Genomic DNA, 25199 nt, shown 5'->3' with positions numbered 1-25199 from the left:
GGGGTAACATGACTGTGGAAACGAAGCTTCCATACGATAAGTCGTATGTGGAAAATTATTCAGTAAATCAAAATGAACCTGCTTGGATGAAGGAATTGCGTCTGCAGGCATTAGAACAAGCAGAGCACTTAGAAATGCCTAAACCTGATAAAACGAAAATTAACAGGTGGAATTTTACTCGTTTTAAGCATGGTGCAGAGGGAGAAACATTTTCTTCGTTGAAGGAATTACCTTCCGAGCTGGAAGAATTCCTTGATAAGGATAATGCTCCTGAAAACTTACTTATCCAACGGAATAATTCTGTTGCTTATAGCACGCTAAGTAAGGAATTAAAAGACAAAGGTGTAATTTTTACAGATATATTCACAGCACTTAAAGAGCATGGAGAACTAGTACAACGTTATTACATGAAGGACGCTGTATCTGTTGATGAGCATCGCTTAACAGCTTTACATGCTGCTTTAATGAACGGCGGTATATTTGTTCATGTACCGAAAGATGTTCAAATTGATGTTCCAATACAAACTATTTTTTGGCAAGAAGATCCCGAAGCAGCGCTGTTTAATCATGTGCTTGTGGTAGCAGAGGAAAATAGCTCTCTAACTTATGTAGAAAACTATATTTCTCAGAATCAGGATGAAGAAACTGTAGCCAACATTGTTACTGAAGTTATTGCACAGGATAATGCCAAGATATCATTTGGTGCAGTTGACAATTTCGCTTCAGGTACAACCGTCTACAATAATCGTCGTGGGGTCGCTTACCGTGACGCCGTAATTGACTGGGCTTTAGGTCAAATGAATGATGGGAACACGGTATCTGAGAATATTACCCACCTGATTGGTGATAATGCTGTTTCCAACGCAAAAACAGTATCTGTAGGACGTGGTAAGCAAATTCAAAACTTTACCGCTAAGATTGTCCATTTTGGTAAAAATTCTGAAGGACATATTCTACAGCACGGAGTAATGAAGGAAAGTGCTACTTCTATATTTAATGGAATTGGAAAAATTGAACATGGTGCTTCCAAGTCCAACGCAGAGCAAGAATCACGAGTGCTCATGCTCAGTGAAAAAGCACGAGGGGACGCCAATCCGATTCTATTAATTGATGAAGATGATGTAACAGCTGGGCACGCAGCTTCAGTTGGACGTGTAGATCCACTCCAATTATATTATTTGATGAGCCGCGGTATTTCACAAGCAGAGGCTGAGCGACTCATTATTCACGGATTCCTTGCACCAGTCGTAAATCAATTACCAATTGAATCGGTTAAGAATCAATTAACGCAAGTTATTGAAAGGAAGGTATACTAATGGATGTGAAAGCCATCAGGCAACAATTTCCTATTTTACAACAGGAAGTGAATGGACACCCATTAGTGTATTTGGATTCATCAGCAACTTCCCAGAAGCCGGCCTCCGTTATAGAGGCTGTGAACAATTATTATCGTGAAGATAATTCAAATGTTCATCGCGGTGTTCACACATTGGGAACAAGAGCCACTGAAAAATACGAAGGTGCGCGCGAGAAGATTCGACGCTTTATTAATGCCAAAAGTACAGCTGAAATCATCTTTACACGCGGTACAACGACAGCAATTAATACTGTTGCGTCGAGTTATGGCCGGGCAAACTTAAAGCCGGGGGATGAGGTTGTTATCACCCAGATGGAACATCATAGTAATATAATTCCTTGGCAGCAGGTCGTTCAGGCTACCGGAGCAACATTGAAATATATTCCTTTACAGGATGACGGAACTGTCTCTATGGAAGATGTCCAAGAGACGGTCACTTCCAACACAAAAATTGTTGCTATTACGCATGTTTCTAATGTGTTGGGAACAATTAACCCTATTACTGATATAGCCAAGGTTGCTCATGACCAAGGTGCTGTTTTATTAGTTGATGGTGCACAAGGAGCACCACATATGCAGGTGGATGTGCAAAAAATGGACTGTGATTTTTATGCATTTTCCGGCCACAAAATGTGTGGACCTACAGGTATAGGGGTATTGTATGGTAAGAAGGAATTATTGGAAAAGATGGAACCAGTTGAATTTGGTGGAGAAATGATTGATTTTGTAAACCTTTATGATTCCACCTGGAAGGAATTGCCGTGGAAATTTGAAGGTGGAACGCCTATTATTGCAGGGGCCATCGGATTAGGTGCAGCAATTGACTTTCTAAATGAAGTGGGAATGGATAACATTTTGGAGCATGAGCATAAATTAGCACACTATGCCATGAAACAAATGAGAACAATTGAGGGCATCACCATCTTTGGCCCGGAAGAACGTGCTGCGTTGGTAACTTTCAACCTGGATGATGTGCACCCACATGATACTGCAACAGCACTGGACGCTGAGGGTATTGCGGTGCGTGCAGGTCATCATTGTGCACAACCCTTAATGAGGTGGTTGGATGTAACAGCAACAGCAAGAGCAAGCTTTTATTTATATAATACAGAAGAAGATGTAGACCGTTTAGTAGATGGACTTTTAAAAACGAAGGAGTTCTTTGGTAATGTCTTTTAATAACCTTGATACCCTTTACAGACAAGTCATTATGGACCATTATAAAAATCCCCGCAATAAAGGTGTTATCGAAGGAGATGTACTAACCGTAGATATGAACAACCCGACTTGTGGGGACCGCATCCAACTCCAATTGCAAGTAGAGGATGGAATTGTTCAGGAAGCAAAATTTGATGGAGAGGGTTGCTCCATAAGTATGGCTTCTGCTTCTATGATGACACAGGCTGTAAAAGGAAAAAAAATAGATGAAGCTTTAGAAATGTCCGAGTTATTTTCCAAAATGATGTTGGGTGAAGATGTGGACATGGATAAACTAAGCCTTGAGGATATAGAAGCATTACAGGGAGTTGCTAAATTCCCTGCACGTATCAAATGTGCGACACTTGCTTGGAAGGCAATGGAAAAAGGTGTTAATGAAGAGTAGTTTGTTGTTAAAGGAACACATACACCTTAAAGGAGGTTTTTAACATGGCAAAAAATATGCCGGAAATGGAAGAATATAAATATGGCTTTCACGACCGAGATGTTTCTGTATTCCGCTCTGGAAAGGGACTTACCCGCGAAATAGTTGAGGAAATTTCCAGAATGAAAGAGGAACCACAATGGATGCTTGATTATCGATTGAAAGCTTTAGAACATTTTTACGAACGACCAATGCCGCAATGGGGCGGAGATCTATCAGAATTAGATTTCGATGAGATTGTTTATTATGTGAAACCATCGGAAAGACAGGGACGTACGTGGGATGAAGTACCAGAAGAAATCAAACAGACATTTGATAAGCTTGGTATTCCTGAAGCAGAACAAAAGTATCTTGCTGGTGTCTCTGCGCAGTATGAATCTGAAGTAGTTTATCATAGCTTAAAAGAAGATCTGGAAGAGTTGGGTATTATCTTTAAGGATACGGATACAGCACTGAAAGAAAATGAAGAGCTATTTAAAGAATACTTCGGTAAAGTAATTCCTGCTACAGACAATAAGTTTTCAGCATTAAACTCTGCTGTGTGGTCTGGTGGTTCTTTCATCTACGTACCGAAGGGTGTACAAACAAGTACACCGTTACAAGCATATTTCCGTATTAACTCAGAGAATATGGGACAGTTTGAAAGAACATTAATCATCGTGGATGAGGGCGCTTCTGTTCACTATGTGGAAGGATGTACTGCACCAGTATATACAACAAATTCTCTTCACAGTGCAGTAGTAGAGATCTTTGTTAAAAAGGATGCGTATTGTCGTTACACTACTATTCAGAACTGGGCAAACAATGTTTATAACCTTGTAACAAAACGTGCGACATGTGATGAGAATGCTACAATGGAATGGATTGATGGTAACATCGGTTCTAAGCTGACTATGAAATATCCTGCAGTTCTTCTAAAAGGAGAAGGTGCCCGTGGCATGACGCTATCTATCGCTATTGCCGGAAAAGGACAATTGCAGGATGCTGGTGCTAAAATGCATCACTTGGCGCCAAATACGTCATCTTCTATTGTATCTAAGTCAATTTCTAAGCATGGCGGGAAAGTATCCTACCGAGGAATTGTACACTTTGGACGCAAAGCTTCTGGCGCCCGTTCAAACATCGAGTGTGATACGCTGATTATGGATAACGAATCGACTTCGGATACCATTCCATACAACGAAATTAATAACGATAATATCTCATTGGAACACGAAGCAAAAGTATCCAAGGTTTCAGAGGAGCAGCTATTCTATTTAATGAGTAGAGGCTTAAGTGAAGAAGAAGCTACAGAAATGATTGTAATGGGCTTTATTGAGCCATTTACAAAAGAACTTCCAATGGAATATGCCGTTGAAATGAACCGTTTAATCAAGTTCGAAATGGAAGGATCAATTGGCTAAGACGAAATTTTTAAAGACTAAGACGCAGCTATTGCGTCTTAGTCTTTTTTTGGATATTGTAGTATAGAACTTGGATTTTAAATTTTTCCAGCTTTTATAAAGACAACAATGTTTATTTTAAATCCATAAATTTAATGGAGCACCAAATAAGAGGTAGTGCTGTACATAATTTAAAATCTTTTATCTACATAGTTATCTGGGGAAATTATTAATAGAATATAATTTGGATGGAAGGGATTTTTTTGGTATATATTATTTGCATTATTATAGGGATAGTTACGGCCTTCGTGGGTGGTTTAATGGGGCTCGGCGGGGGAATAGTGATGATACCAAGCATGCTATTTCTTTACCAATTTTCAGAGGCTTTTTCTTGGGCGACTCCGCAGACTATTGTAGGTATTTCACTTGTTGCGATGATTTTTACCGGGTTATCTTCCTCAATTGCTTATTTCAAAACTGGTAGAATAGATTATAAAACAGGTTTATACTTTCTCTCTGGCAGCATACCAGGAAGTATATTAGGATCTTGGTTGAATCAATTTGTTAATGTAGATGATTTTCAATTATATTTTGGATTCGTAATGATCATCATCTCTATGCTATTTTTTATTAAAAGGAAGCAGAGATCTGTTGATGCATCAAATAGAAAGAATGTAAGAAGCTTCACGCTAAATGGAGAAACATACAATTATACTGTTAATGTCTATTTGGCTTTTCTACTGGCATTTATGGTTGGAATGATGTCCGGGCTTTTTGGGATTGGCGGAGGTTCTATTATGGTACCTGCGATGATTCTGTTATTTGGTATTCCTGCCCATATTGCCACAGCTACATCTATGTTCATGATTTTCTTTGTTAGTATTATCGGTGCTAGCACGCATATTGTCTTAGGGCATGTGATTTGGCAGTATGCTATATTTTTTATTCCGGGAGCATGGATTGGTGGAAAAATTGGCGCTATGGTGAACCAACGTCTGACTGGCAAAACATTGGAATGGATTTTACGAGCTATCTTGATTATCATTGGGATACGCATGATAGCTGAAGGCCTAATGTAAGGAGCAATGATTTTAAATGGAAGAAAATATATCCATCTTTTATACAAATGATTTTCATAGCAATTTTAGTAACTGGTCGAGGGTAGCAGGTTACCTAAAGGACAGTATGGCAGGAAAGCGTTACAAGAAGGAATCCTGTTTTCTTTTAGATGTTGGTGATCATGTAGATCGAGTGCATCCTATTAGCGAAGCTTCCTTAGGGCAAGCAAATGTTAAATTGATGAACGAGCTTGGATTTGATGCAGTAACGATTGGTAATAATGAAGGGATAACGCTATCCCATGAAGATTTATTCCATTTATATGATGAGGCTGAATTTGAGGTGGTTTGTTCCAATATACACAGTACAGATGGGATCAACCCTGATTGGTTAAAACGAATCACAGCTTTCGAAACAGAAGCAGGAGTACGAATCGGAGTTATTGGTCTAACAGCACCTTTTAATGATTTTTATGAGTTACTTGGATGGCATATTTCCCCACAGTTTGAAGCATTGGATAAGTATATCAGTGAACTAGAAGAATCAGTTGATATAATCGTTCTTTTATCGCATTTGGGGATTAGTGAGGATCAGGAAATTGCCAGAAGATTTCCTGCTATTGACATAATTATTGGCGGACATACCCATCACTTATTGCGTACAGGTGAAGAAGTTAATAATAGTCTAATTACAGCCGCAGGAAAGCATTGTGCATTTGTCGGTGAAGTCACCTTAACATGGGATCATAATGCTAATAAGCTTGTTAGGAAAGAGGCATTCACTACAGATATCACCACCATGGCAAAAGATATGCATACTGAACAGATGCTCTTTGAATTACAAAAACAAGCTGAACAAATTCTTGGTGAAAAAGTAATTCATTTAGAAGAGGGACTGGCAGTCAACTGGTTTAAAGAAACACCTATAATGTATGAACTGACGAATACATTAAAGACATGGACACAAGCGGACTGTGCCATGTTGAACTCTGGCTTGCTTCTAGATCAATTAACAGCTGGAGATATTACTTACAGTGACGTACATCGAATATGTCCACATCCAATTAATCCATGTGTTGTTGAGTTAAAGGGAGACGAGTTAATAGAGGTAATCAGAGCCTCGCTCACTAAGGATTTCATGGAGCTAAAATTAAAGGGATTTGGGTTCCGTGGTGAGCTATTGGGCAGAATGGTATTTGCTGGTTTAGAAGTAGACACAGGCAAGCATTTGAATGGGGAAGAATACGTGAAAAATGTGTTATTAGAAGGTTTCCCTCTAGAATCGAACAAAATATATACGGTAGCAACAGCAGATACGTTTACGTTCGGTCGGCTCCTGCCAGAAGTGGCCAAGTCGGAAAGAAAAGATTTCTTTTTGCCGGAATTTTTAAGAGATTTATTGGTTAAGACATTACAAACAAAGTTTAAGTGAATTTATAGACCGGGTTCGTGACCATACTTCCTTTGCTTGCATACATATATTGTGTAGCAATAAAAGGAGGCTGGCCATATATGATAACAGTAAACCCATTAGAGGTAGATGGCATGATGTTTACGGCAATTCAAGTTGAACTACCAAAAACAAATCTTATTATGATTACGAATGAAACGGGTTATATTATGTGTGCTGCACTGGATGTGGATGTGCTTAATGAAAAGTTAGCCCATCGAAAAGTAGTTGCAGGAAGAGCGGTAGGTGTGCGATCCATCGATGACCTATTGAATGCCCCGCTTGAAAAAATTACCGATGCTTCGAAAACCTATGGCTGGGAAGTTGGAATGACAGGGAGAGAAGCTTTATTAAAAATCGCATGATTGAATGCCTTCCGTGATGAGGAAGGCATTTTTTAGTTTCTTAATTTTAGTAAAAAACTAATAATGTTTAGGACCTATAGATACCCACAAATATAATTGTCATTAGCAGGAAAAGGATTTCCTGACACTAGGTAAGTAACCATAAAGAAGATTTGTCTTTACATATCATTCATATAATGGCTATTTGTCATTAAATTTGATATTATTTTAATATAACAAATGTCGATAAGTGTCATATTTTGGTTGAAATATTATTTATTAACAGTTAGGAGCACCTTATGAAGCTTGTAAATACCAACTTGATTACCCCCGGAGAAATTCTGGCCCAGACCGTACATAATGATAATGGTGTAGTGTTGATTAGGGAAGGCATAACCTTAACTGAGAAGATACTTGCACGGCTGATTAAACAAGGGATAACTTATTTATACATAAAAGATAATCTTACAGAAGATATCAAGGCAGAGCCGGTTATTCCTAACAAACTACGTTCTGACGCCACGAAAATAATGAAGGATATTTTCTCTGAAATACAGGAGAACGGACTGGTAGGGCGAGCTTTTATCCTTGATAACAGCAAAAAGAGGCTTTCTATTGTCGTTAATCAAATACTTGAAGAAATACAATCAAACAAGAAATCACTCTCTTTATTAACTGATATATTTATCACAGATGATTACGTATTCCAACACTCATTAAATGTAGCAATTTATTCATTGGCTATTGGAGTGGAATTAAATTATACGCCTAAGATGCTAACTGATATCGGAATAGGTGCTATGCTTCATGATATCGGTAAGATGTTTATCCCATCGGAAATATTGAATAAACCAGGTAAATTATCAGAAGAAGAATATGAAACGATGAAAAGCCATACAGAGCTTGGTTTTGAGTTTTTAAGAAAACAAGCTGATTTACCAACAGTAGTTTCCCACTGTGCCTATCAGCATCACGAAAGACTAGATGGATCCGGTTATCCAAGAGGTATTAGTGGTGATGACATTCATCCATATGGTAAATTAATTGGTATTGCGGATGTTTTTGATGCAGTTACGAGTAATCGAGTGTATCGTGCAGCCATGCTGCCACATGAGGGGCTTGAGATTCTCTATGCCGGAGCGGTAAAGTTATTTGATAAAAATATGGTAGAGGCTTTTAAAAATAGTATCGTTATTTATCCTAATGGTATTTCAGTTCTTCTTAGTAACAAATGTGAAGGAATAGTTGTAAGGCAGAATAAAAACCTTTGTGATAGACCTGTCGTACGTATAATGAAAGAAAATACTTACATAATAAGCACCCCCTATGACTTGGATCTTGGTAAGGTGGTGAATGTTACGATAGTGGATGTTAACCTTGATGGATTTTAGAATTCTATCCTCCCGTATACAAGCATAAGCTTTGTACAGGAGGTGTTTTTTTGTGTTGAAACGCAGAAGACAGCTTGGTAAAACAAGAACAGCTTTTCCAGTAAAATTTGCTTTTGCTGTGACTAGTATATTATTTTTAGCTGCTATCATTGTAAGTATTATAATTATTGATAAGGGTATAAAACCTCCATTAATGGCAATTGCTGAAGAAAAAACAACCGAATTTGCTACTCGTACGATCAATGCAGCAGTAAAGTCTACAGAAAGTATGACATTTGAAGATCTTGTCAGTATGAGTATGGATAACAATGGCAATGTTGCCCAGCTTGGCTGGAATTCTTCTATTGTAAATAAAGTACTTAGGCAAAGCACTGAAAAGGCCGAATATTTTCTATATGGGATGAATAAAGGGGAAACTTTGGATACAGATGATCCTGAATTAGATCCAATTCAATATGGAGACACACCTGCTGAATTAGCGGATCAAGATCCCACCGTTGTGGAGATACCTATTGGTCAAGCGACAGGTAGCACGATTCTCGCTAATTTAGGCCCGAAGATACCTGTCCATTTTGAAATTGTTGGGAGTATCCAGTCAGATATCATGTATGAGATGAGAGAGTTTGGTATAAATGCTTCTCTATTTGAAATTTATGTTCCAGTAACAGTAAACACACAGATCGTAGTTCCCTTTACCACTTCAACGAAAGTAATAAGTACAAAAGTGTTTATTGACTCACGTGTTATTATGGGAGATGTACCCGAATTTTATAACCGAGGCGGTGGTGGGGAGGGGCCGACCATATCAGTCCCAAAAGATAGAAAGTAATACTTGTACAAATGAAACATACTTGTTATAATCAGATGTATAATTGCATATTAAACCTTATCAGATCGGTGAGGTAGAGGCGCAAGCAATATGAGTAGCCAGCAAGAGAATGACAACTGTGATTGTTGGTAGAAGGATTGTTTGCCGAAGCATAATAAGTGTCAACCTTATTATAGCTGGTACATTTTTGAATAAGAAATGTACTGTCATGCAGCAAGACGGAGTGTGCATGGAGAACTACTGATCGAAATGGAGGATAACGTATATTGTAAAAACAATGATGGGTTATTTTCTATCATTGTTTTTTTGTGCTTATTTTTCGCATTAAAGAACAAAAATACGCGTCCATTCATAGCTAGTTCACTATCTTGATGCATATTCACAACAAAAAATTGGAGGTAGTATCTATGGAGGGGACCATTTTTTCCATTATCCCAGCTATATTAATGTTAGTACTTGTTTTACTGACACGAAAAGTGCTAATTTCTCTTGGAGCCGGGATTATTGTTGGAGCATTGTTTATTCACGATTTTAATTTATTTGCAATGGTAAAAGAAATTTGGACAATTTTTTATGAAATCTTTGTCTCAGATGGCTCATTAAATATTGGAAATATACTCTTACTTAGTTTTCTATTATTATTAGGCATAATGACGGCATTTCTGCAGGCATCTGGCGGGAGCAGAGCCTTCGGGGATTGGATGATTCAGAGAGTTAAAACACGCAAGGGTGCACAGTTAATGAGTGCGGTATTAGGTCTAATTATATTTATAGATGATTATTTTAATAGTCTTGCTGTAGGTCAAATTGCAAGACCACTAACGGACCGTCACCGTGTTTCACGAGCCAAGCTTGCTTATTTTATTGATTCTACTTCAGCACCAGTTACTGTTATATCTCCCATTTCAAGCTGGGGCGCCTATATTATTGGTATTCTTGGTGGGTTATTTGCAGCCAATGGAATAACTGATATTGCACCTTTAGAAGCATTTATAAAGATGATTCCGTTTAACTTATATGCACTCGGTGCCGTATTGCTGGTTTTTGTAGTGGCATACTTTAAAATGGATATTGGACCAATGAAGATACATGAACAACGTGCCATAAAAACTGGCCAGCTTTATGATCCTAAGCAAGATAATATTCCTGGGGATTTAGGAGATACATTCAAACCACATGAAAGCGGAAGCGTATTTCATCTATTAACACCAATTGGCGTATTAATTATAGCGACTGTAGTAATGATGGTGATCACCGGAATAAACAACACGGAAGGCACTGTTAATATCTTAACAATATTCGCAAACACAGATGTAAACCTTTCATTGTTTACAGGTGGTCTAATTGCTGTATTGACAAATCTTCTTTTTCATCTACAACAGAGTAAGCCTAAAGCTAATACCATAAAGATAATCATAGAAGGTATTAAAACGATGCTTCCAGCAATTTATATTTTACTTTTAGCGTGGATGATCGGTTCCATAATTGGTACACTGAAAACTGGTGAATACCTTGCAGGTGTAGTCGAAAGTGCTTCTATCAGCCCAAGTTTACTACCATTTTTGTTCTTTATTATTGCAGGGATTATGGCACTGGCAACAGGAACTTCTTGGGGAACATTTGGAATAATGCTTCCAATAGCTGCTGAGGTAACATCCATTTCAAATATTGATTTACTACTGCCAACCTTAGCTGCTGTTTTGGCTGGATCCGTATTTGGCGACCATTGTACTCCAATTTCAGATACAACAATCCTTTCCTCTACAGGAGCAGGAGCTAATCATATAGATCATGTATTAACACAGCTGCCATATGCAATGATTGTTGCTGTTGCTGCTAGTGTTGGTTATTTGCTGATTGGTACACTAAACCAAGTAGTTCTGCCATTGATTATAACCTTTGCAGTAATTATTGGTATTTGCTTATTGCTGCAGTTTTTAGTTAAAACAAAATTATCTGATGAGTAATTGAAAATCATTCTCCTTTTGGGAGAATGATTTTTTGCGTGCATAGTTGTTTAGGGTATTAAATGGTTTGTGTCCCTAAAGTAATTCGCATAATAAATAAACTGCGAACTAACTTGATAGTAGTTTATCTCATTTTAAGGAGGTGGATGGACCCATTGATTTCCACTGCAGGGGGACGCTTTCACACCCGTCTTCAGCTCATGCTATTCCGGCAGGAGCCGCGGGCCAACAGGACAAGGAAAGCTTCTAAGAGAAACATCGCACGATGAAAAAGTGGTTTTCTTTTTCGAGGACGTTGGTCATGCAATCGTTGCCACAAATGTTTTCGGTGGGACGAGTTAGCGCAGTCCCAGGACGTGGCGTTCTTAGATTGCCCCCTTCCGCTCCAATCAATTAGTATAGACTTTTAACTAAGTTTAGTGTTTAATCAATTAATTTTTGCGACCAAATATATTATCACTACCATATAACGATATTACTAACGCATCCTAGCGGAATATTTCCCCGTAGCGGTGATTGGCGCAGCCTCTATATTCTTAGTTAGTTCGCAGTTTCTTCCAACTCTGTAATACATGAAGTGTAAAGAGTTAATTATATGAATTAAATATTTAGAATAAAAGCATTTCCTCCACAATAATATTATGTAAAAAGTTCCATTTATTAGAAAAGTTAAATAATCCTTTGACATAGTATAAAAGTACCGTTATAATACAAGCATAAATATCAGAAAAAAGTAAACATTTTAAACATTCCTTTGAACAACTACACATATAATTGGTTGTGATAAGGGAAACTTACAGAGGAGGTCATTACATGGAAACACGTTCACAATGGGGGACAAGAGCTGGTTTCATCCTTGCAGCAGTTGGTTCTGCTGTGGGACTGGGAAATATTTGGAGATTTCCTGCTGTTGCTTATGAGAACGGAGGTGGGGCATTTTTTATACCTTATTTATTTGCGCTGTTAACAGCAGGTATTCCGATACTCATTATGGAATTTACAATGGGTCATAAGTACAAAGGTTCTGCTCCATTAACGTTTAAGCGCATGAATAAAAAGTCTGAATTTGTTGGTTGGTGGGCAGTAGCAGTATCCTTTGTTATTTCTACCTATTACGCTGTTATTATTGCCTGGGCAATGTCGTATTCAGTTTTCTCTTTCAACCTTAATTGGGGGTCGGATACTGAAGGATTCTTATTTAATGAGTATCTAAACTTATCTGTAGACCCTGGCCAAACAGGCGGTTTTGTACCTGGAGTACTCATTCCATTAATTCTCGTTTGGGTAGTTGTACTGGGAATATTATTCAAAGGTGTTAAAAAGGGGATTGAGATAGCCAATAGAATTTTCATTCCTGCGTTAGTAATTATCTTTCTTATTATTGTAATTCGTGCTATTACTTTACCGGGAGCTATTGATGGATTGCAGGCCTTCTTTGCTCCAGAGTTTTCTAAGATCTTGGAACCAGATGTATGGGTAGCTGCTTATGGGCAAATATTCTTTAGTTTATCCATTGCCTTTGCAATTATGATCACTTATTCAAGTTATCTACCAAAGAAGTCAGATATAACTGGGAACGCATTTATTACAGGATTTGGGAACTCCAGCTTTGAGTTACTTGCTGGTATCGGAGTTTTCTCTGTACTTGGTTTTATGGCATCCCAATCAGGAGTTGCAGTAGATGAAGTAGTAGCTGGAGGAGTTGGATTAGCTTTTGTAGTATTCCCAGCGATAATTAATGAATTCCCTGGACTAAATGGGCTGTTCGGTTTCTTGTTCTTTGCATCCTTGGTTTTAGCAGGGTTAACCTCGTTAATGTCTATTACCGAAACCTATGTAGCTGGTCTGGTAGATAAATTCAAGATTTCCAGAACAAAGGCAGTATTATTTGGTGGAGGAACAGCTGCAGTAATTTCTCTTCTCTTCGCTACACAAGGTGGTTTATTCTTCCTTGATGCAGCTGATTACTTTATTAACCAATTTGGTGTTGCAATGCTTGGTTTGGTTGAAGTAGTCTTAATTGCTTGGGTTTTACGTGAAGTGAAAAACCTTCAGTTACATGCAAATGAAATTTCCGATATACGTTTAGGTTCATGGTGGTCATTTAGCTTAACCTTTATAACACCTATTGTATTAGGCTATATGATGTTCGGTTTATTCAAGCAAAATATTTTAAAAGAATTTGCTACAGATAACGGGAACTATGAAGGTTATCCAGACATGTTTATTACATTTGGAGGATGGGCTGTTGCAGCCGGTGCCTTGATAGTGGGTATCATTATGGCATCGACCAAGTGGAAATCTTCGTCTCAGGTTAATAAAGAATCTGAAACTAGGGAGGCAAAATAATATGACTGGCGGAGCTATTTTTGTAATGATCCTAGGTATTGTTGTAATATGGGGAGGCTTAGCAGCTAGTATCATGCATGCTGTAAAGAAAGCCAAAGAAGCAGAGTAATAAGAAGAGCCTTTACCTACATTGGTAAAGGCTCTTCTATACTTAAAGAATAATACTACTTCTTTTCTATTTGGCCATTCTTTCCCATTTTTTTAAATATGGGTACGGATCGAAGGACCATTCACTATGACCATTATCTTTGTACATCCCGTAGTGAAGGTGAGGAGGAAACTTACCGGAAGTCCCTGGAGGTCCGTAGCCAGTTGAGCCAACACTTCCTAAAACATCTCCGGGCTTAACAACTTGGCCAACTTTTAAATCATCATTATAACCATTCATATGTGCGTAATAATGATATATATTGTATATATCACGAATGCCGATACGCCAACCTCCATATAGATTCCATCCCATTAATTCAACTACACCATATGTTGTTGATTTTACGGGAGTACCGTAACTCGCAAATATATCTGTACCCTCATGAATTCGTAATCCACCAAAACCCCTGCGATCTCCCCATGTGTTATTATAACTGTAGTTATGTTCCATTGATACAGGGAAATCCCGATCTGTTAGGTTAATATGCTTAAACTTTTTTAATACTTTTGCTGTATTCATGATTGTCTGTACAGATAAGTCCCGTTGATAAAAATTCCATAAGGCAATTCGAATATCGTCTTTGGTGGGTCCATATTCAAGAATCATATTAGCCATTGTGTGTAAAATATCTTCAGGATTCCCTGGGTCAGCCTTGTTATCACCATTCCCATCTTTTCCTTTGCCTTGAAAGAAAGTTATTATATTTTCGTCTTGAATCATTAAGCTATTCCCAGGACCAAACCATATTTCAGGTTCAAAAGAAATGGAAATAAGCTGATCGTCATTTTCCTTTTTAATGTTTCTTTCATAATTATCCATTGCTGCAAAGTAGTACCATGGTACTTGTGTTAGTGCCTCTGTTTTTTTAAATAGGGCCATTCTTTTCTCATAAATATCTGAATCGGCAAAAACGTTTTTTGGTGAATATGAAAATAGAGTAATTATACATAAGAAGATTGAAATAATTTTTAAATACAAAGTAATCCACCCTTTAGTAAGTAATTAACTTATCATTATATTTGCCAAAAGAAAATATCCTATACCAGGTATATTTAATTGTATATGTAGTGCATCAGTACCAATGAAGTCCTGATGCATTGTAACTTATTTTTTTTCCATATTATTTTGCTTCAACCCTTGGGGGGATTTTTTCATTTCTTTTATAATGGTATCAATCGTGTTGTCAAAATCATTTCTTTCGGATGAATTGGAATTATGGAGACTATGGATATCCTGAATTAATGTTTCATTATCAGAAACATAAATTTCAAAATAACGTGGCATAACAGACATGGCTGTTTTTTTGGCGATATCTGCTGCATATTCCTTTTGGGCATCCGGTTTTAATTCATAAGCAATAAGCACTTCTTTATCTGTAACCAGTGTGGCTACTTCATTAAAGTTCTCGCTGCGAAGGATCATTTTGGTAATCATGTTTGCCATTTCTGTACGATCCATTTTTGCCGTGTGGTTTATTTCATCACTATTTTCGAGTTGATCCTTTGTATAACGTACATAACCCAGTCGGTCATTTAACTCCTGATCTCGTGGAGCTTGTAGTTCTGTCGATGGGTCCATTTGATCAACAATATCTTCTCTATCATCCATGGCGTTATCATTATTGGCACAGCCAGCCATTATAAGGAAAGCCAGTATAAAACTCCAGTACAATTTTCTTTGCTTCATGGTATTCCTCCTTTGTTTATATTCTTTATTAGTGTGTAATTAACTTAAAAAATCATACACTAAATTAGAGTGGTTTAACGAAGAGATAGTATGGTAAACTATATACAGGTTAAGTGGGGTGACATAATGATTGAAATACAGGGCAAGAACTACGAATTAATTGAGAACGTGAAAAGCGGATATCAGGAGGAAGCATTAAAAGAAAGGTACTCCGATATCTTATCTAAATATGATTACATTGTAGGAGACTGGGGCTATGAGCAGCTGAGATTAAAAGGCTTCTATGCAGACCAAAATAAAAAAGCTTCCATGGATTCGAAAATTAGCACATTGGATGATTATTTGTATGAATACTGTAACTTTGGCTGTGCTTATTTCGTACTTAAAAAGCAAAAATAGAGAGGGAGGAGTAACTGTTGTTGAAAACAATTACTCCTCTTCACGTGGCTTTCCAGATTCATCATGCAGAGGGTGCGATTGAGGCATTTGTCTTGGTAAGTCATCATGTTGATCTTTATCAGGATATACAAATGCACTTCCACGGTATTGACCTTCTTCCCATGGGGTTGATTTACTAAAAACAGGTTCCTCTTTCCCTATGGAAGAGCCGTATGTCCCTTCAGGAAATTCTTCTGGAATTAGTTCGTTCCTTAATCGATTTACATTAGAAAAATCGGAGTACTTTTTATCCTTTTTCTTCACCTTAATCACCTTCCTATTTACTATCTTTTGTTATATTCATTAGAACTATTCAAGGTATTTATTAAGGCACAGGGCTTTATACAAAGGTGTAAGCATACATAAAAAAAAGATGCTACAAACCATTTTAAAAGTTTGTAGCATCTTTTTATTATTTGAACTTTATTATAATTCTATGCATGAACGGCGCCTATGCTTTTGTTATTCATATCTAGTACATCTGATATATCCTCTAAATTTCTTTTCAATAATTTTCCCAAGCCGGAATATTGCATCCTCATTTCCGTTTGTACTCATAATTTGAATAGCCACTGGCATATTATTTTCATCCTTACCAATAGGGACAGTTAAGGATGGAAGACCCCATATATTCGCATAAGCAACATATGGCATATACTGGAGAAATGATTTTCTTATAGAAAATATTTCCTGGTAAACTTTTCCATGGTGTAAGGCACCTTTATGATAGACTGGGAAAACCAGCAGACGATGCTGCAAATACTCATCCAACACATGATCTCCCTTCTTAATGATTTCATGTATTTCACGAATTCGTCCTTTAGACGGTTTAAATAACTTAGAACCTATAATAGCCCAAGATAAGTATGGATGGATGTTGGTCCGCTGTGTAAGCTTCTCTCTTAAGAAGGCTGAGTAAACATTGGAGCGCACATTGTTAAAAGCAGCTTTCTCTATCGGTTTACTTCCTTCTATTGACATGATTTCCTGCCATAATAAGGAACTTTCTTCCAAATATGGTGGCACACATCGTCGAGTTGAATAGGTTTTTGTAAGTAACTCCTCGACTTGATCAAGCAGAACATGTTGCTCTTCAGATAAAGGATAACTATTGTTGCCAGGCAAAATTTCGATTTTAAAATCTTGAAGGTACCTGGTGCCAAAGGTTTCATTACCTAAAATACTATAAAACAATTCCATATCCCTTACTGATTTTCCCATTGGACCAATTGATAGCATTCTTTCCTGCAATGGATGTAAGACGGAAGGAAAGTGGCCATTTGTGGAAACTTGATTCATGCCTGGTTTAAAACCGAGTATTCCATTAAAGTGCGCAGGAAACCGAATTGACCCTCCGATATCAGAGCCAATACCAGCTGCAGCACCTCCAGTAGCCAAAATTGCTCCTTCTCCACCGCTTGACCCTCCCGCAGTGCGATTTACATCCCAAGGATTATTTGTTCGCCCATAAAGTTTGTTCTCTGTCTCCTGGCAAAAGCACAGTGCAGGTGTGTTGGTTTTTCCCAGGATGATTGCGCCTGCCTTTTTTAACTTTGTAATAGCTTCTGCATCTTCCCTAGCAATTAAGTCTTGTCGCTGTTCAAGCCCCCCAGTCGTTTTCATTTCTTTGACGTGGATGGCCTCTTTTACAGTTATTGGAATACCATGTAACAATCCGCCCGTTTTTTTCTGATCCGACATTTTGGCTTCTTCTAATGCTTTTTCATAGCGCTCTTCTACAATTGCATTTAATTCAGGGTTGACTTTTCTATTATGTTCAATATATGTAGAGACGATTTCAACACTGGTCATTTCTTTAGACTTCATTTTATTAACCAGCTCTACGGTATCCGCAGAAAGAATTTGTTCCTTTTCTTTCACCGTTAATGTAGACATGCCTCATCCTCCTAAAGGATCTCATTCAAAAACTTCCGAATTTCATCTGCTTCCATTTGGGTCTCATGAAAAATATGTTCAAGATGTCCCTTGTTTCTTAACTCTTCTTTTCCGATTATACCAAACCGATTCTTTTGTAGATAAATAACTACTACCTTACTTGGATCGTCTTCATTTTCCATAAAAGCAAAATCGTAACGTTGTAAATTTCCCATAAAACTTATATACCTAACTTCTTTCGTTTTTACTTCGTCCTTCAGAAGTTCAAATTTTTCACTCATATTGTGACACGCTCCTTTCCTGAATATTTACATTTCCTTAACTATATCACGTTTTTTCCTTATAATCATGCGTTATATGATATGATATAATTATGATAAAGAGAACGGAGGATTCAAATGTATTTTGTAGATAGAAGCAGAATAGAAGAGATACTTAATTATATGGATAGCATATTAAATGAAGTAAGAAATAGTAAAGCAAATTCATATATGGAAAAACTGGGATTTGAGCGGGCAGTACAAGTAGTAATTGAAGCTATTTTGGATGTAGGAAACATGATGATTGATGGTTTTATTATGCGTGACCCAGGAAGCTATGATGATATTATTGATATACTAATTGACGAGAAAGTTCTACCAGCAGAGGAAGAGAAAAATTATAAGACGTTTATTAAATTAAGAAAAAAACTGGTTACTGAATATACAAGCTCAAACCAGGAAGTATTGACAAGCGTCTTTCATGACAATATAGCTGTACTGGACAAATTCAGCCACCACATTCGAAAGTATCTAGACAATGAATTGAATGTGGCTAATGCTTTTTCTAATGAGAAAAGGTGATGGTATGAACAAGCGGCATACTACGAAGCAAAGGTTGCTCCATATCTTAAAGAAAGACAAAGAATGTTCGATGACACGGGTGATGTCGTTTTTCGATATATCAGAAATAGCAGTTAGAAAACATTTGCATGAATTGGAGCAGCAGGGATTTGTGAGGAAGAATACAATAAAGCAAAAGATGGGTAGGCCATATTACACGTATGAGCTCACCAAAAAAGGCCATGGAACCTTTCCCAACCAATATGAAAAACTACCTTTGGAATTGTTACAGGACCTGGAGGAGGTACAAGGACATGAAGCCGTAAATGCAGTTTTTAAGAAACGTATGGAAAGAGAAAAGGCGTACTTCAATTCAAAACTGGAGTCTATAGAATCCTTTGATCAAAAAATTTCAGAAATTGCTAAAATACAGGATGAAAAAGGTTACATGGTTGAAGTGCAGAAGACGGAAGAAGGTTATGAAATTATTAATTTTAATTGCCCCATTGCAAATATTGCTTCGGCATATGGGCAGGTATGCAATAATGAGAAGGAAGTCTTTAATGACCTTTTTCCTGCCAGTGAAGTTAAAGCACATTCCTATATCACAAATGGACATAATTATTGTAAGTGGACAATTAAAAAACCGGGGGAAGGTGAATGATCACCTTCCTTTTGCAATACGAGATAAGGTAATATATGAGTATCAAAGAAGTCAAATTGGGAATGAGGATATAAAATGAACCAATATAAAGGATATCTTATTGATTTAGATGGGACGATGTTCCGCGGAGATGAACCGATTGAAGCAGCAGCAGAATTTATTGACATGTTAAATAAGAAGCAACTGCCATATTTGTTTATTACAAATAATTCTTCTAAAACACAGAAGGAAGTGTCAGATAAACTTAATCACATGGGGATACACTCCACTCCTGAACATGTAGTTACAACAAGCATAGCTACAGCCAAGTATATTAAAAGTAAAAAACAAAATGCAAACTGCTATGTAATTGGTGAAACCGGGATTAATGAGGCGTTAAAAGAAGAAGGACTAGAAATGTCATCAGAAAGAGAATATGATTTCGTGGTAGTCGGTATAGATCGGCAAATTAATTATGAAAAATATTCGACTGCTTGTTTGGCCATTCAAAATGGAGCTACATTTATATCCACAAACAGCGATGTGGTCATACCAGATGAACGAGGATTGCTACCTGGTAATGGTGCTCTAACATCCGTAATAACAGTTAGCACAGGTCAGATGCCTACTTTTATCGGAAAACCGGAATCAGTTATTATGAAAGAAGCATTATCTATAATAAACTTATCAGCTGAAGAAACACTTATGGTGGGGGACAATTATGATACAGATATATTAGCTGGGATGAATGCTGGCATGGATACGCTGATTGCTTTTACTGGAGTAACCACTAGAGAACAGTTATCCAAAAAAGATCGTTTACCGACCCACCAAGTAGAAAATTTGTCAGAATGGATGGATAGGGTTTAACTGAGGCTGAGACAAAAGACTTTAATACATTGAAAATCCGAACCGATTTGTACTATTACTAAATCATGGTTCGGATTTATTTTTGTTATAAATTATCGTAGGAAAAAACGCCTCCCACACTTTGGCACTTTCCACTTTAAAATAGCATTATTTAGTTATGTCTCAGCCCATTTTTCTATTGATCCATTTCTAACAACATATCTTCTTTGGTTCCATGGGCAAGTCTACTTGAAGCTGCTGCAGCAATAGCACCAACAATATCATCAAGAAATGTATGGCATTCGCCTGTAGACTTATCGTTTAATCTCTTTAAAATACCAGGTTTTTGTTTATCTATATAACCGTAATTCGTGAAACCAATCGAACCGTAAACATTAACAATAGACAATGCAATAATTTCGTCAACCCCATACAAACTTTCATCTGTTTCAATTGTTTTTTGGAGAGGTTGCTGAAGTTTTTTTTGCTCTGCCAATATGTCTAATTGAATGCCAGTTAGAATAGCATTCTGAACTTCTCTTTTCGTTAACACGCGATCTACGTTATGGCGGCAGACATCAAGTGTTAGATTATCGTGGTATTTAGACTGTAAATAATATACAAGTTCAGCAATGTCATCAATACCAACTCCGCGTTCCGTTAACCATTGCCTTGCTTTTACTTCTAATTCACTTTGTTTCGTGTTTTTATCCAAATTAATCACCTTTCCTGTTCAAGCATTAGTTAATAATTTTTATTTAACCCATATACTAGTAATAAAACGTATAAAGGGGAGATCCGTTTGTCATTTGAACAATTACTTTTTGAACAATATGGAATTCATAGTGAAGAGTCTATAATCGTTGATGATATTAAAGGATATAAAAAGGGTGAATATATTTATTTTATCATTTTTGCTGAAAACAAGGAAATTATTCATATGGAACAAGCTACGCTCGCATATTTTGTCGCTGAGAAATTCCCCGACTACATAGCAATTCCAATTCCTAATGTACAGGGTGAATGGTTTAGCCGTCTTAATGAGTCAGCTTACATTGTACTCCAAATAAAAATAAGTGATTGGAGTCATAAAGCGGCTGGAGGAGGGGAGGAGTTGGCACACTTCCATCAATTTGGAAGTACGTATAATTATGAGCCCCAGACAATCTCTAGCTATGGTCAATGGAGAACATTATGGATAGATAAGTTGTCATATTTTGAGAAAAAAACAGCGACAATGATTTCACCTTCTTATTCTAAATGGAATGAAAGTGTTAATGATGCCTTACCATATATTATTGGAGTATCTGAGAATGCCATTCAATACATGCAAGAATCGGAACAAGAAAGAAGGTTCCACGAAAACGATCAGGGCAGCATTGCATTCCATAGATATTATGATCAGTTGGAACAACCTTTTTTGTGGCCAACTGACCTGGTTTACGATCATCCTGTAAGGGATTTAGCAGAAAAGATACGTTATATGATACTAAATAAAGAATACCAAGAGGTTTCTAAATTTCTTCATGACTACCAAGCAATTAGACCATTGTCTGTTTTCAGTTGGAGACTATTGTATGCTAGACTTTTGTGTCCTATTCACATTTTTGACTGTATGGCTACCGGCTTTACAAGTGAAAACCCTGATTACTATGCAAGTGATTTACAAGAACTTCTAAATGGGCAGGATCATTACGAATCATTTTTAAAAAATTTGTATGATATGGCAGGGGCAGAGGTTAATGCTCTTCATCTTCCTGTGTTACACTGGTTATAATAGGACCATGGAGGAGGGGCGAAATTATTGAAAAAGCCAACGATCTTTATTACTAGAAAAATACCTACGAAGTTACTGGAACCTTATAGTGATTTATTTGATTTTAAAATGTGGAAAAAAGAAGATGAACCCGTACCAAGAGAAGTGTTGGAGGATGAAGTGAAGCAGGTGGATGGGTTGCTGTGTGTGCTCAGTGACCAAGTTGATCAATCTCTTTTAAACCAATCAAATCAATTAAAAATTGTAGCAAATATGGCCGTAGGATTTGATAACATTGATATTGATTACGCAAAAAAAATGGGGGTGGTTGTAACTAACACTCCAGATGTTCTAAGTGAATCCACCGCTGATTTAGGCTTTGCATTGATGATGGCAACTGCACGCCGATTAAACGAGGCAGCCCAGTACATAAAAAATGGTCAGTGGAAAAATTGGGCGCCATTTCTTCTGGCAGGTACGGATATTCATCATAAAACACTTGGAATTGTAGGAATGGGGAGGATTGGAGAGGCTATAGCACGGAGAGCAAAAGGATTTGGAATGAATGTGCTATATCATAATAGAAATCGTAAAAGGGAGGCTGAAGTAAAATTACAAGCGAGTTATGTACAAATGGAAGAACTTCTATCTCAATCTGATTTTGTAATTTCAGTAGTTCCTTTCACAAAGGAAACTAATAAATTATTTAACAAGGAAGCTTTTGAGAAAATGAAAGAATCAGCTGTCTTTGTTAATATTTCCCGGGGAGCAGTGGTAGATGAAAATGCATTATACTACGCATTAAAATCAGGGGAAATTAAAGCTGCCGGCTTAGATGTGTTCGAGCAAGAACCAATAAAAAGTGATCATCCTTTGCTTGAGTTGGAGAACGTAGTTTGCCTTCCACATATAGGTTCGGCTACTGTTCAAACCAGAACAGAAATGATAGAACTTTGCTTGAAAAACATTGCCACTGTTTTGGAGGAAAAAGCGCCTCTTACCCCTGTAAATTAAAACAGAACAGGCAGATAGCTATCTGCCTGTTCTTATATTAAAATACTTGTTCGATTTCAGTAACGCCAGGAACTTCTGCCATTAAAGCGCGTTCGATACCAGCTTTCAGTGTAATTGTTGAACTTGGACAGTTGCCACAAGCTCCCATTAGACGAAGAAGCACAATGCCATTCTCATCTACATCGATTAATTCCACATCTCCACCGTCTCGTAGTAAGTATGGTCGCAATTTATTTAACACTTCTTGTACTTGCTCTTGCATTATCCATCTTCTCCTTTCCATATATATATTATAAAACGGATTAGCTAAAAAATCTATTTCAAAATATAAATTCCCTAAAATAGTCACTTTTATTTTATCTTTATTTAGAGATTTTGTAAAATAAAAGTAACTATGGAGGGGGAGGTTGTTTTTTGCATGGATAAAATTAAAATAACAATATATGGAGCAGAACAAATTTGTGCAAGCTGTGTGGGGGCACCTGGATCAAAAGATACCTATGAATGGCTGCAAGCGGCAATTGGAAGAAAATACGAAGATGAACGAGTGGAATATAAATATGTAGATATAAATAAACCAACAAATAATGAAAGGGATTACCTATTCATTCAACAGATAGACGAAGAGGATCTATTCTATCCGATTGTATTTGTAAATGAAGAAATGGTAGCAGAAGGAATACCTCGCTTGAAAACAATTTATCAGCAGTTAGATAAACACGGGTTAGCAGTAAGAGCATAGGAAGCTCAAGGTAAAAGGTTGTAAGAAACAACACTTGACGTATAAATCCATTACCCTATGTTGCATAGCAATTAACCTTAAGGAACACAAGGCGATCCAAACTGGAAAATACATTTAGATGAAAGAGGCAATCGTATGAAAATACCTTTTACAAAAATGCATGGCTTAGGAAATAACTATATATATATTGATTTATTTTCGTATAAACTGGATGAATCTATTCTATCTGAACTTGCCAAGGCCGTATCTAACGTTCATACAGGAATTGGCTCAGATGGCTTAATATTAATTCATCCAAGCAAAAAGGCAGATGTAGGTATGAGAATATTTAATAGAGACGGATCCGAGGGCCAGAGCTGTGGAAATGGCCTGCGTTGCACTGCGAAATACGCCTACGAAGCTGGTATTATAGATAAACAAAAATTCTCCATGGAAACAAAGGCAAACATCGTAGAAGCAGAAGTCATGGTAAAGGATCAAATTGTTGAGGAAGTCACAATTAACATGGGAGCTCCAGAATTACAGAGGGCTTCTATACCTATGTTAGGGGAAGCAGCCGATCAAGTCGTGGCAGAGTCATTTCTTGTTTCGGAAGAGGAATTGAGGCTTACCGCTGTTTCCATGGGGAATCCACATGCTGTGTTTTTCGTGGAAGATATTACACACGCCCCTTTATATGACCTAGGTCCGCTTATAGAAAAAGATTCACGATTTCCTAATGGAGTGAATGTGGAGTTTGTAGAAATACTTTCTGGAAATGAAATTAATTTTCGTGTGTGGGAACGAGGATCTGGAGTGACACAGGCATGTGGTACTGGCGCATGTGCTGCTGTTGTAGCAGGAATATTAAACGACCATTTGAGACAAGGTGAACTGGTGACTGTCCATCTGCAGGGTGGGGATTTAAAAATCAGGTGGGATCATCATGGCAAGGTATGGATGACAGGAGACGCAGAAGTAATTGCTTCGGGATTCTATCATTATAGAATGGCTTAGTTGATATTATAGCCTCTAGTTTGTATACTTGTAGGTAACCAATCCTAGAGAAGGAGGAAATCTGAGATGGTTATTACGATAACGGACAATGCGAGTAAGCAGATTCAGGAAATGATGAAAGAAGAAACAGAAGGTGCCCACTTACGTTTTGGAATAAAAGGTGGCGGATGCAGTGGTCTTTCCTATTCATTAGGCTTTGAATATAATATTAATGAAGAGTTAGATAGTGTGGAGGAGATTAATGGAATCCCGGTAGTATTCTTCAACCAAGATATTCCTATTTTGGAAGGAACCACTATTGACTTCAAGCAAAACATGATGGGTGGAGGTTTTAGTATCGATAACCCTAATGCTATTGTTTCATGTGGTTGTGGTTCTTCATTTAGAGCTAAAGATAGAGAAGGAGTACCAGAGAATTGTTAATAAAAAGCTGTCGAT

The 25199-nt window shown here is 37.3% G+C and carries 28 protein-coding genes and 1 riboswitch; of the genes, 21 read left to right on the top strand and 7 right to left on the bottom strand.

What is annotated here, in order from left to right; translation table 11 throughout:
- Nucleotides 1–8: 8 nt before the first annotated feature.
- The 12 genes from sufD (at nt 9) to X953_RS19830 (ending at nt 13878) form a co-directional block, all read left to right on the top strand.
- Nucleotides 9–1316, top strand: a complete 1308-nt coding sequence (gene sufD, locus X953_RS12855) for a Fe-S cluster assembly protein SufD (RefSeq protein ID WP_040955946.1) — start codon at nt 9–11, stop codon at nt 1314–1316.
- Nucleotides 1316–2536: a cysteine desulfurase gene (locus X953_RS12850; protein ID WP_040955945.1), complete on the top strand. Its 1221-nt coding sequence runs from the start codon at nt 1316–1318 to the stop codon at nt 2534–2536. Before sufD ends, X953_RS12850 begins: the two co-directional genes overlap by 1 nt.
- Nucleotides 2526–2960 (top strand): Fe-S cluster assembly sulfur transfer protein SufU, encoded by a 435-nt coding sequence (gene sufU, locus X953_RS12845; RefSeq protein WP_040955944.1) that lies wholly within the window; start codon nt 2526–2528, stop codon nt 2958–2960. Before X953_RS12850 ends, sufU begins: the two co-directional genes overlap by 11 nt.
- Before the next feature lie 44 nt (nt 2961–3004).
- Nucleotides 3005–4402 carry a Fe-S cluster assembly protein SufB gene (sufB, locus tag X953_RS12840; protein WP_040955943.1) on the top strand — a complete coding sequence of 466 codons (1398 nt, stop codon included), beginning with the start codon at nt 3005–3007 and terminating at the stop codon, nt 4400–4402.
- Nucleotides 4403–4644: 242 nt separating this feature from the next.
- Nucleotides 4645–5460, top strand: a complete 816-nt coding sequence (locus X953_RS12835) for a sulfite exporter TauE/SafE family protein (RefSeq protein WP_084715771.1) — start codon at nt 4645–4647, stop codon at nt 5458–5460.
- A 16-nt stretch (nt 5461–5476) separates the two neighbouring features.
- Nucleotides 5477–6871, top strand: coding sequence for a bifunctional UDP-sugar hydrolase/5'-nucleotidase (locus tag X953_RS12830; protein ID WP_040955941.1), 1395 nt, complete (start codon nt 5477–5479; stop codon nt 6869–6871).
- Nucleotides 6872–6951: 80 nt separating this feature from the next.
- Nucleotides 6952–7254: a YunC family protein gene (locus X953_RS12825; RefSeq protein WP_040955940.1), complete on the top strand. Its 303-nt coding sequence runs from the start codon at nt 6952–6954 to the stop codon at nt 7252–7254.
- Between the two features lie 278 nt (nt 7255–7532).
- Entirely contained in the window at nt 7533–8624 is a 1092-nt protein-coding gene (locus tag X953_RS12820) for an HD-GYP domain-containing protein (protein ID WP_040955939.1), read from the top strand.
- Between the two features lie 52 nt (nt 8625–8676).
- Nucleotides 8677–9453: a sporulation protein YunB gene (gene yunB / locus X953_RS12815; RefSeq protein WP_052350129.1), complete on the top strand. Its 777-nt coding sequence runs from the start codon at nt 8677–8679 to the stop codon at nt 9451–9453.
- A gap of 66 nt (nt 9454–9519) precedes the next feature.
- Nucleotides 9520–9701, top strand: a riboswitch (Lysine riboswitch).
- Nucleotides 9702–9860: 159 nt separating this feature from the next.
- Nucleotides 9861–11420, top strand: coding sequence for a Na+/H+ antiporter NhaC family protein (locus tag X953_RS12810; protein WP_040955937.1), 1560 nt, complete (start codon nt 9861–9863; stop codon nt 11418–11420).
- Between the two features lie 813 nt (nt 11421–12233).
- Nucleotides 12234–13769, top strand: coding sequence for a sodium-dependent transporter (locus X953_RS12805; RefSeq protein WP_040955936.1), 1536 nt, complete (start codon nt 12234–12236; stop codon nt 13767–13769).
- A gap of 1 nt (nt 13770) precedes the next feature.
- A complete protein-coding gene (locus X953_RS19830) occupies nt 13771–13878 on the top strand; it encodes a methionine/alanine import family NSS transporter small subunit (RefSeq protein WP_156958487.1) in 108 nt (35 codons plus the stop codon).
- Between the two features lie 66 nt (nt 13879–13944).
- Here X953_RS19830 and X953_RS12800 read toward each other — a convergent pair whose 3' ends face one another.
- On the bottom strand, nt 13945–14898 hold the full coding sequence (locus X953_RS12800) for a M23 family metallopeptidase (RefSeq protein ID WP_040955935.1): 954 nt from the start codon (nt 14896–14898) through the stop codon (nt 13945–13947).
- 126 nt (nt 14899–15024) lie between these two features.
- A complete protein-coding gene (locus X953_RS12795) occupies nt 15025–15606 on the bottom strand; it encodes a YhcN/YlaJ family sporulation lipoprotein (protein WP_040955934.1) in 582 nt (193 codons plus the stop codon).
- A gap of 126 nt (nt 15607–15732) precedes the next feature.
- On the opposite strand from X953_RS12795, the gene X953_RS12790 reads away from it, so the two are divergent.
- Nucleotides 15733–16005 carry a YutD family protein gene (locus X953_RS12790; protein ID WP_040955933.1) on the top strand — a complete coding sequence of 91 codons (273 nt, stop codon included), beginning with the start codon at nt 15733–15735 and terminating at the stop codon, nt 16003–16005.
- 30 nt (nt 16006–16035) lie between these two features.
- Here X953_RS12790 and X953_RS12785 read toward each other — a convergent pair whose 3' ends face one another.
- The 3 genes from X953_RS12785 to X953_RS12775 form a co-directional block, all read right to left on the bottom strand.
- Nucleotides 16036–16308 carry a hypothetical protein gene (locus tag X953_RS12785; protein WP_040955932.1) on the bottom strand — a complete coding sequence of 91 codons (273 nt, stop codon included), beginning with the start codon at nt 16306–16308 and terminating at the stop codon, nt 16036–16038.
- Between the two features lie 198 nt (nt 16309–16506).
- A complete protein-coding gene (locus X953_RS12780; protein ID WP_040955931.1) occupies nt 16507–17940 on the bottom strand; it encodes an amidase in 1434 nt (477 codons plus the stop codon).
- 11 nt (nt 17941–17951) lie between these two features.
- A complete protein-coding gene (locus X953_RS12775) occupies nt 17952–18221 on the bottom strand; it encodes an SAV0927 family protein (RefSeq protein ID WP_040955930.1) in 270 nt (89 codons plus the stop codon).
- 117 nt (nt 18222–18338) lie between these two features.
- On the opposite strand from X953_RS12775, the gene X953_RS12770 reads away from it, so the two are divergent.
- From X953_RS12770 to X953_RS12760, 3 genes are all read left to right on the top strand, one after another.
- The gene (locus X953_RS12770; RefSeq protein ID WP_040955929.1) at nt 18339–18782 is read left to right on the top strand and encodes a DUF86 domain-containing protein; all 444 of its coding nucleotides are present in this window, start codon (nt 18339–18341) and stop codon (nt 18780–18782) included.
- A gap of 4 nt (nt 18783–18786) precedes the next feature.
- A complete protein-coding gene (locus X953_RS12765) occupies nt 18787–19425 on the top strand; it encodes a metalloregulator ArsR/SmtB family transcription factor (protein WP_040957105.1) in 639 nt (212 codons plus the stop codon).
- 75 nt (nt 19426–19500) lie between these two features.
- The gene (locus X953_RS12760) at nt 19501–20274 is read left to right on the top strand and encodes a TIGR01457 family HAD-type hydrolase (protein WP_040955928.1); all 774 of its coding nucleotides are present in this window, start codon (nt 19501–19503) and stop codon (nt 20272–20274) included.
- A 175-nt stretch (nt 20275–20449) separates the two neighbouring features.
- Here X953_RS12760 and X953_RS12755 read toward each other — a convergent pair whose 3' ends face one another.
- Nucleotides 20450–20968 carry a phosphatidylglycerophosphatase A gene (locus tag X953_RS12755; RefSeq protein WP_040955927.1) on the bottom strand — a complete coding sequence of 173 codons (519 nt, stop codon included), beginning with the start codon at nt 20966–20968 and terminating at the stop codon, nt 20450–20452.
- Nucleotides 20969–21055: 87 nt separating this feature from the next.
- On the opposite strand from X953_RS12755, the gene X953_RS12750 reads away from it, so the two are divergent.
- Nucleotides 21056–22030, top strand: coding sequence for a hypothetical protein (locus X953_RS12750; protein WP_040955926.1), 975 nt, complete (start codon nt 21056–21058; stop codon nt 22028–22030).
- Nucleotides 22031–22057: 27 nt separating this feature from the next.
- On the top strand, nt 22058–23023 hold the full coding sequence (locus X953_RS12745; protein ID WP_040955925.1) for a D-glycerate dehydrogenase: 966 nt from the start codon (nt 22058–22060) through the stop codon (nt 23021–23023).
- Between the two features lie 37 nt (nt 23024–23060).
- Here the strand turns inward: X953_RS12745 and X953_RS12740 are convergent, their stop codons facing one another.
- Nucleotides 23061–23285: a NifU family protein gene (locus tag X953_RS12740; RefSeq protein ID WP_019378631.1), complete on the bottom strand. Its 225-nt coding sequence runs from the start codon at nt 23283–23285 to the stop codon at nt 23061–23063.
- 156 nt (nt 23286–23441) lie between these two features.
- Between X953_RS12740 and X953_RS12735 the strand changes: the two genes are divergently transcribed.
- The 3 genes from X953_RS12735 to X953_RS12725 all read left to right on the top strand — a co-directional run bounded on the left by X953_RS12735 (nt 23442) and on the right by X953_RS12725 (nt 25184).
- On the top strand, nt 23442–23765 hold the full coding sequence (locus X953_RS12735) for a YuzD family protein (protein WP_040955924.1): 324 nt from the start codon (nt 23442–23444) through the stop codon (nt 23763–23765).
- Between the two features lie 135 nt (nt 23766–23900).
- Nucleotides 23901–24761 carry a diaminopimelate epimerase gene (gene dapF / locus X953_RS12730; RefSeq protein ID WP_040955923.1) on the top strand — a complete coding sequence of 287 codons (861 nt, stop codon included), beginning with the start codon at nt 23901–23903 and terminating at the stop codon, nt 24759–24761.
- Nucleotides 24762–24827: 66 nt separating this feature from the next.
- Complete coding sequence (locus X953_RS12725; protein ID WP_040955922.1) at nt 24828–25184, top strand: iron-sulfur cluster assembly accessory protein; 357 nt, start codon at nt 24828–24830, stop codon at nt 25182–25184.
- The last annotated feature ends 15 nt before the right edge of the window (nt 25185–25199 follow it).

This window comes from Virgibacillus sp. SK37 (genome assembly GCF_000725285.1).
GTDB lineage: Bacteria > Bacillota > Bacilli > Bacillales > Amphibacillaceae > Virgibacillus_Q.
The sequence above is the reverse complement of the archived record's forward strand: the minus strand, read 5'-3'. Positions and strand labels throughout refer to the sequence as shown.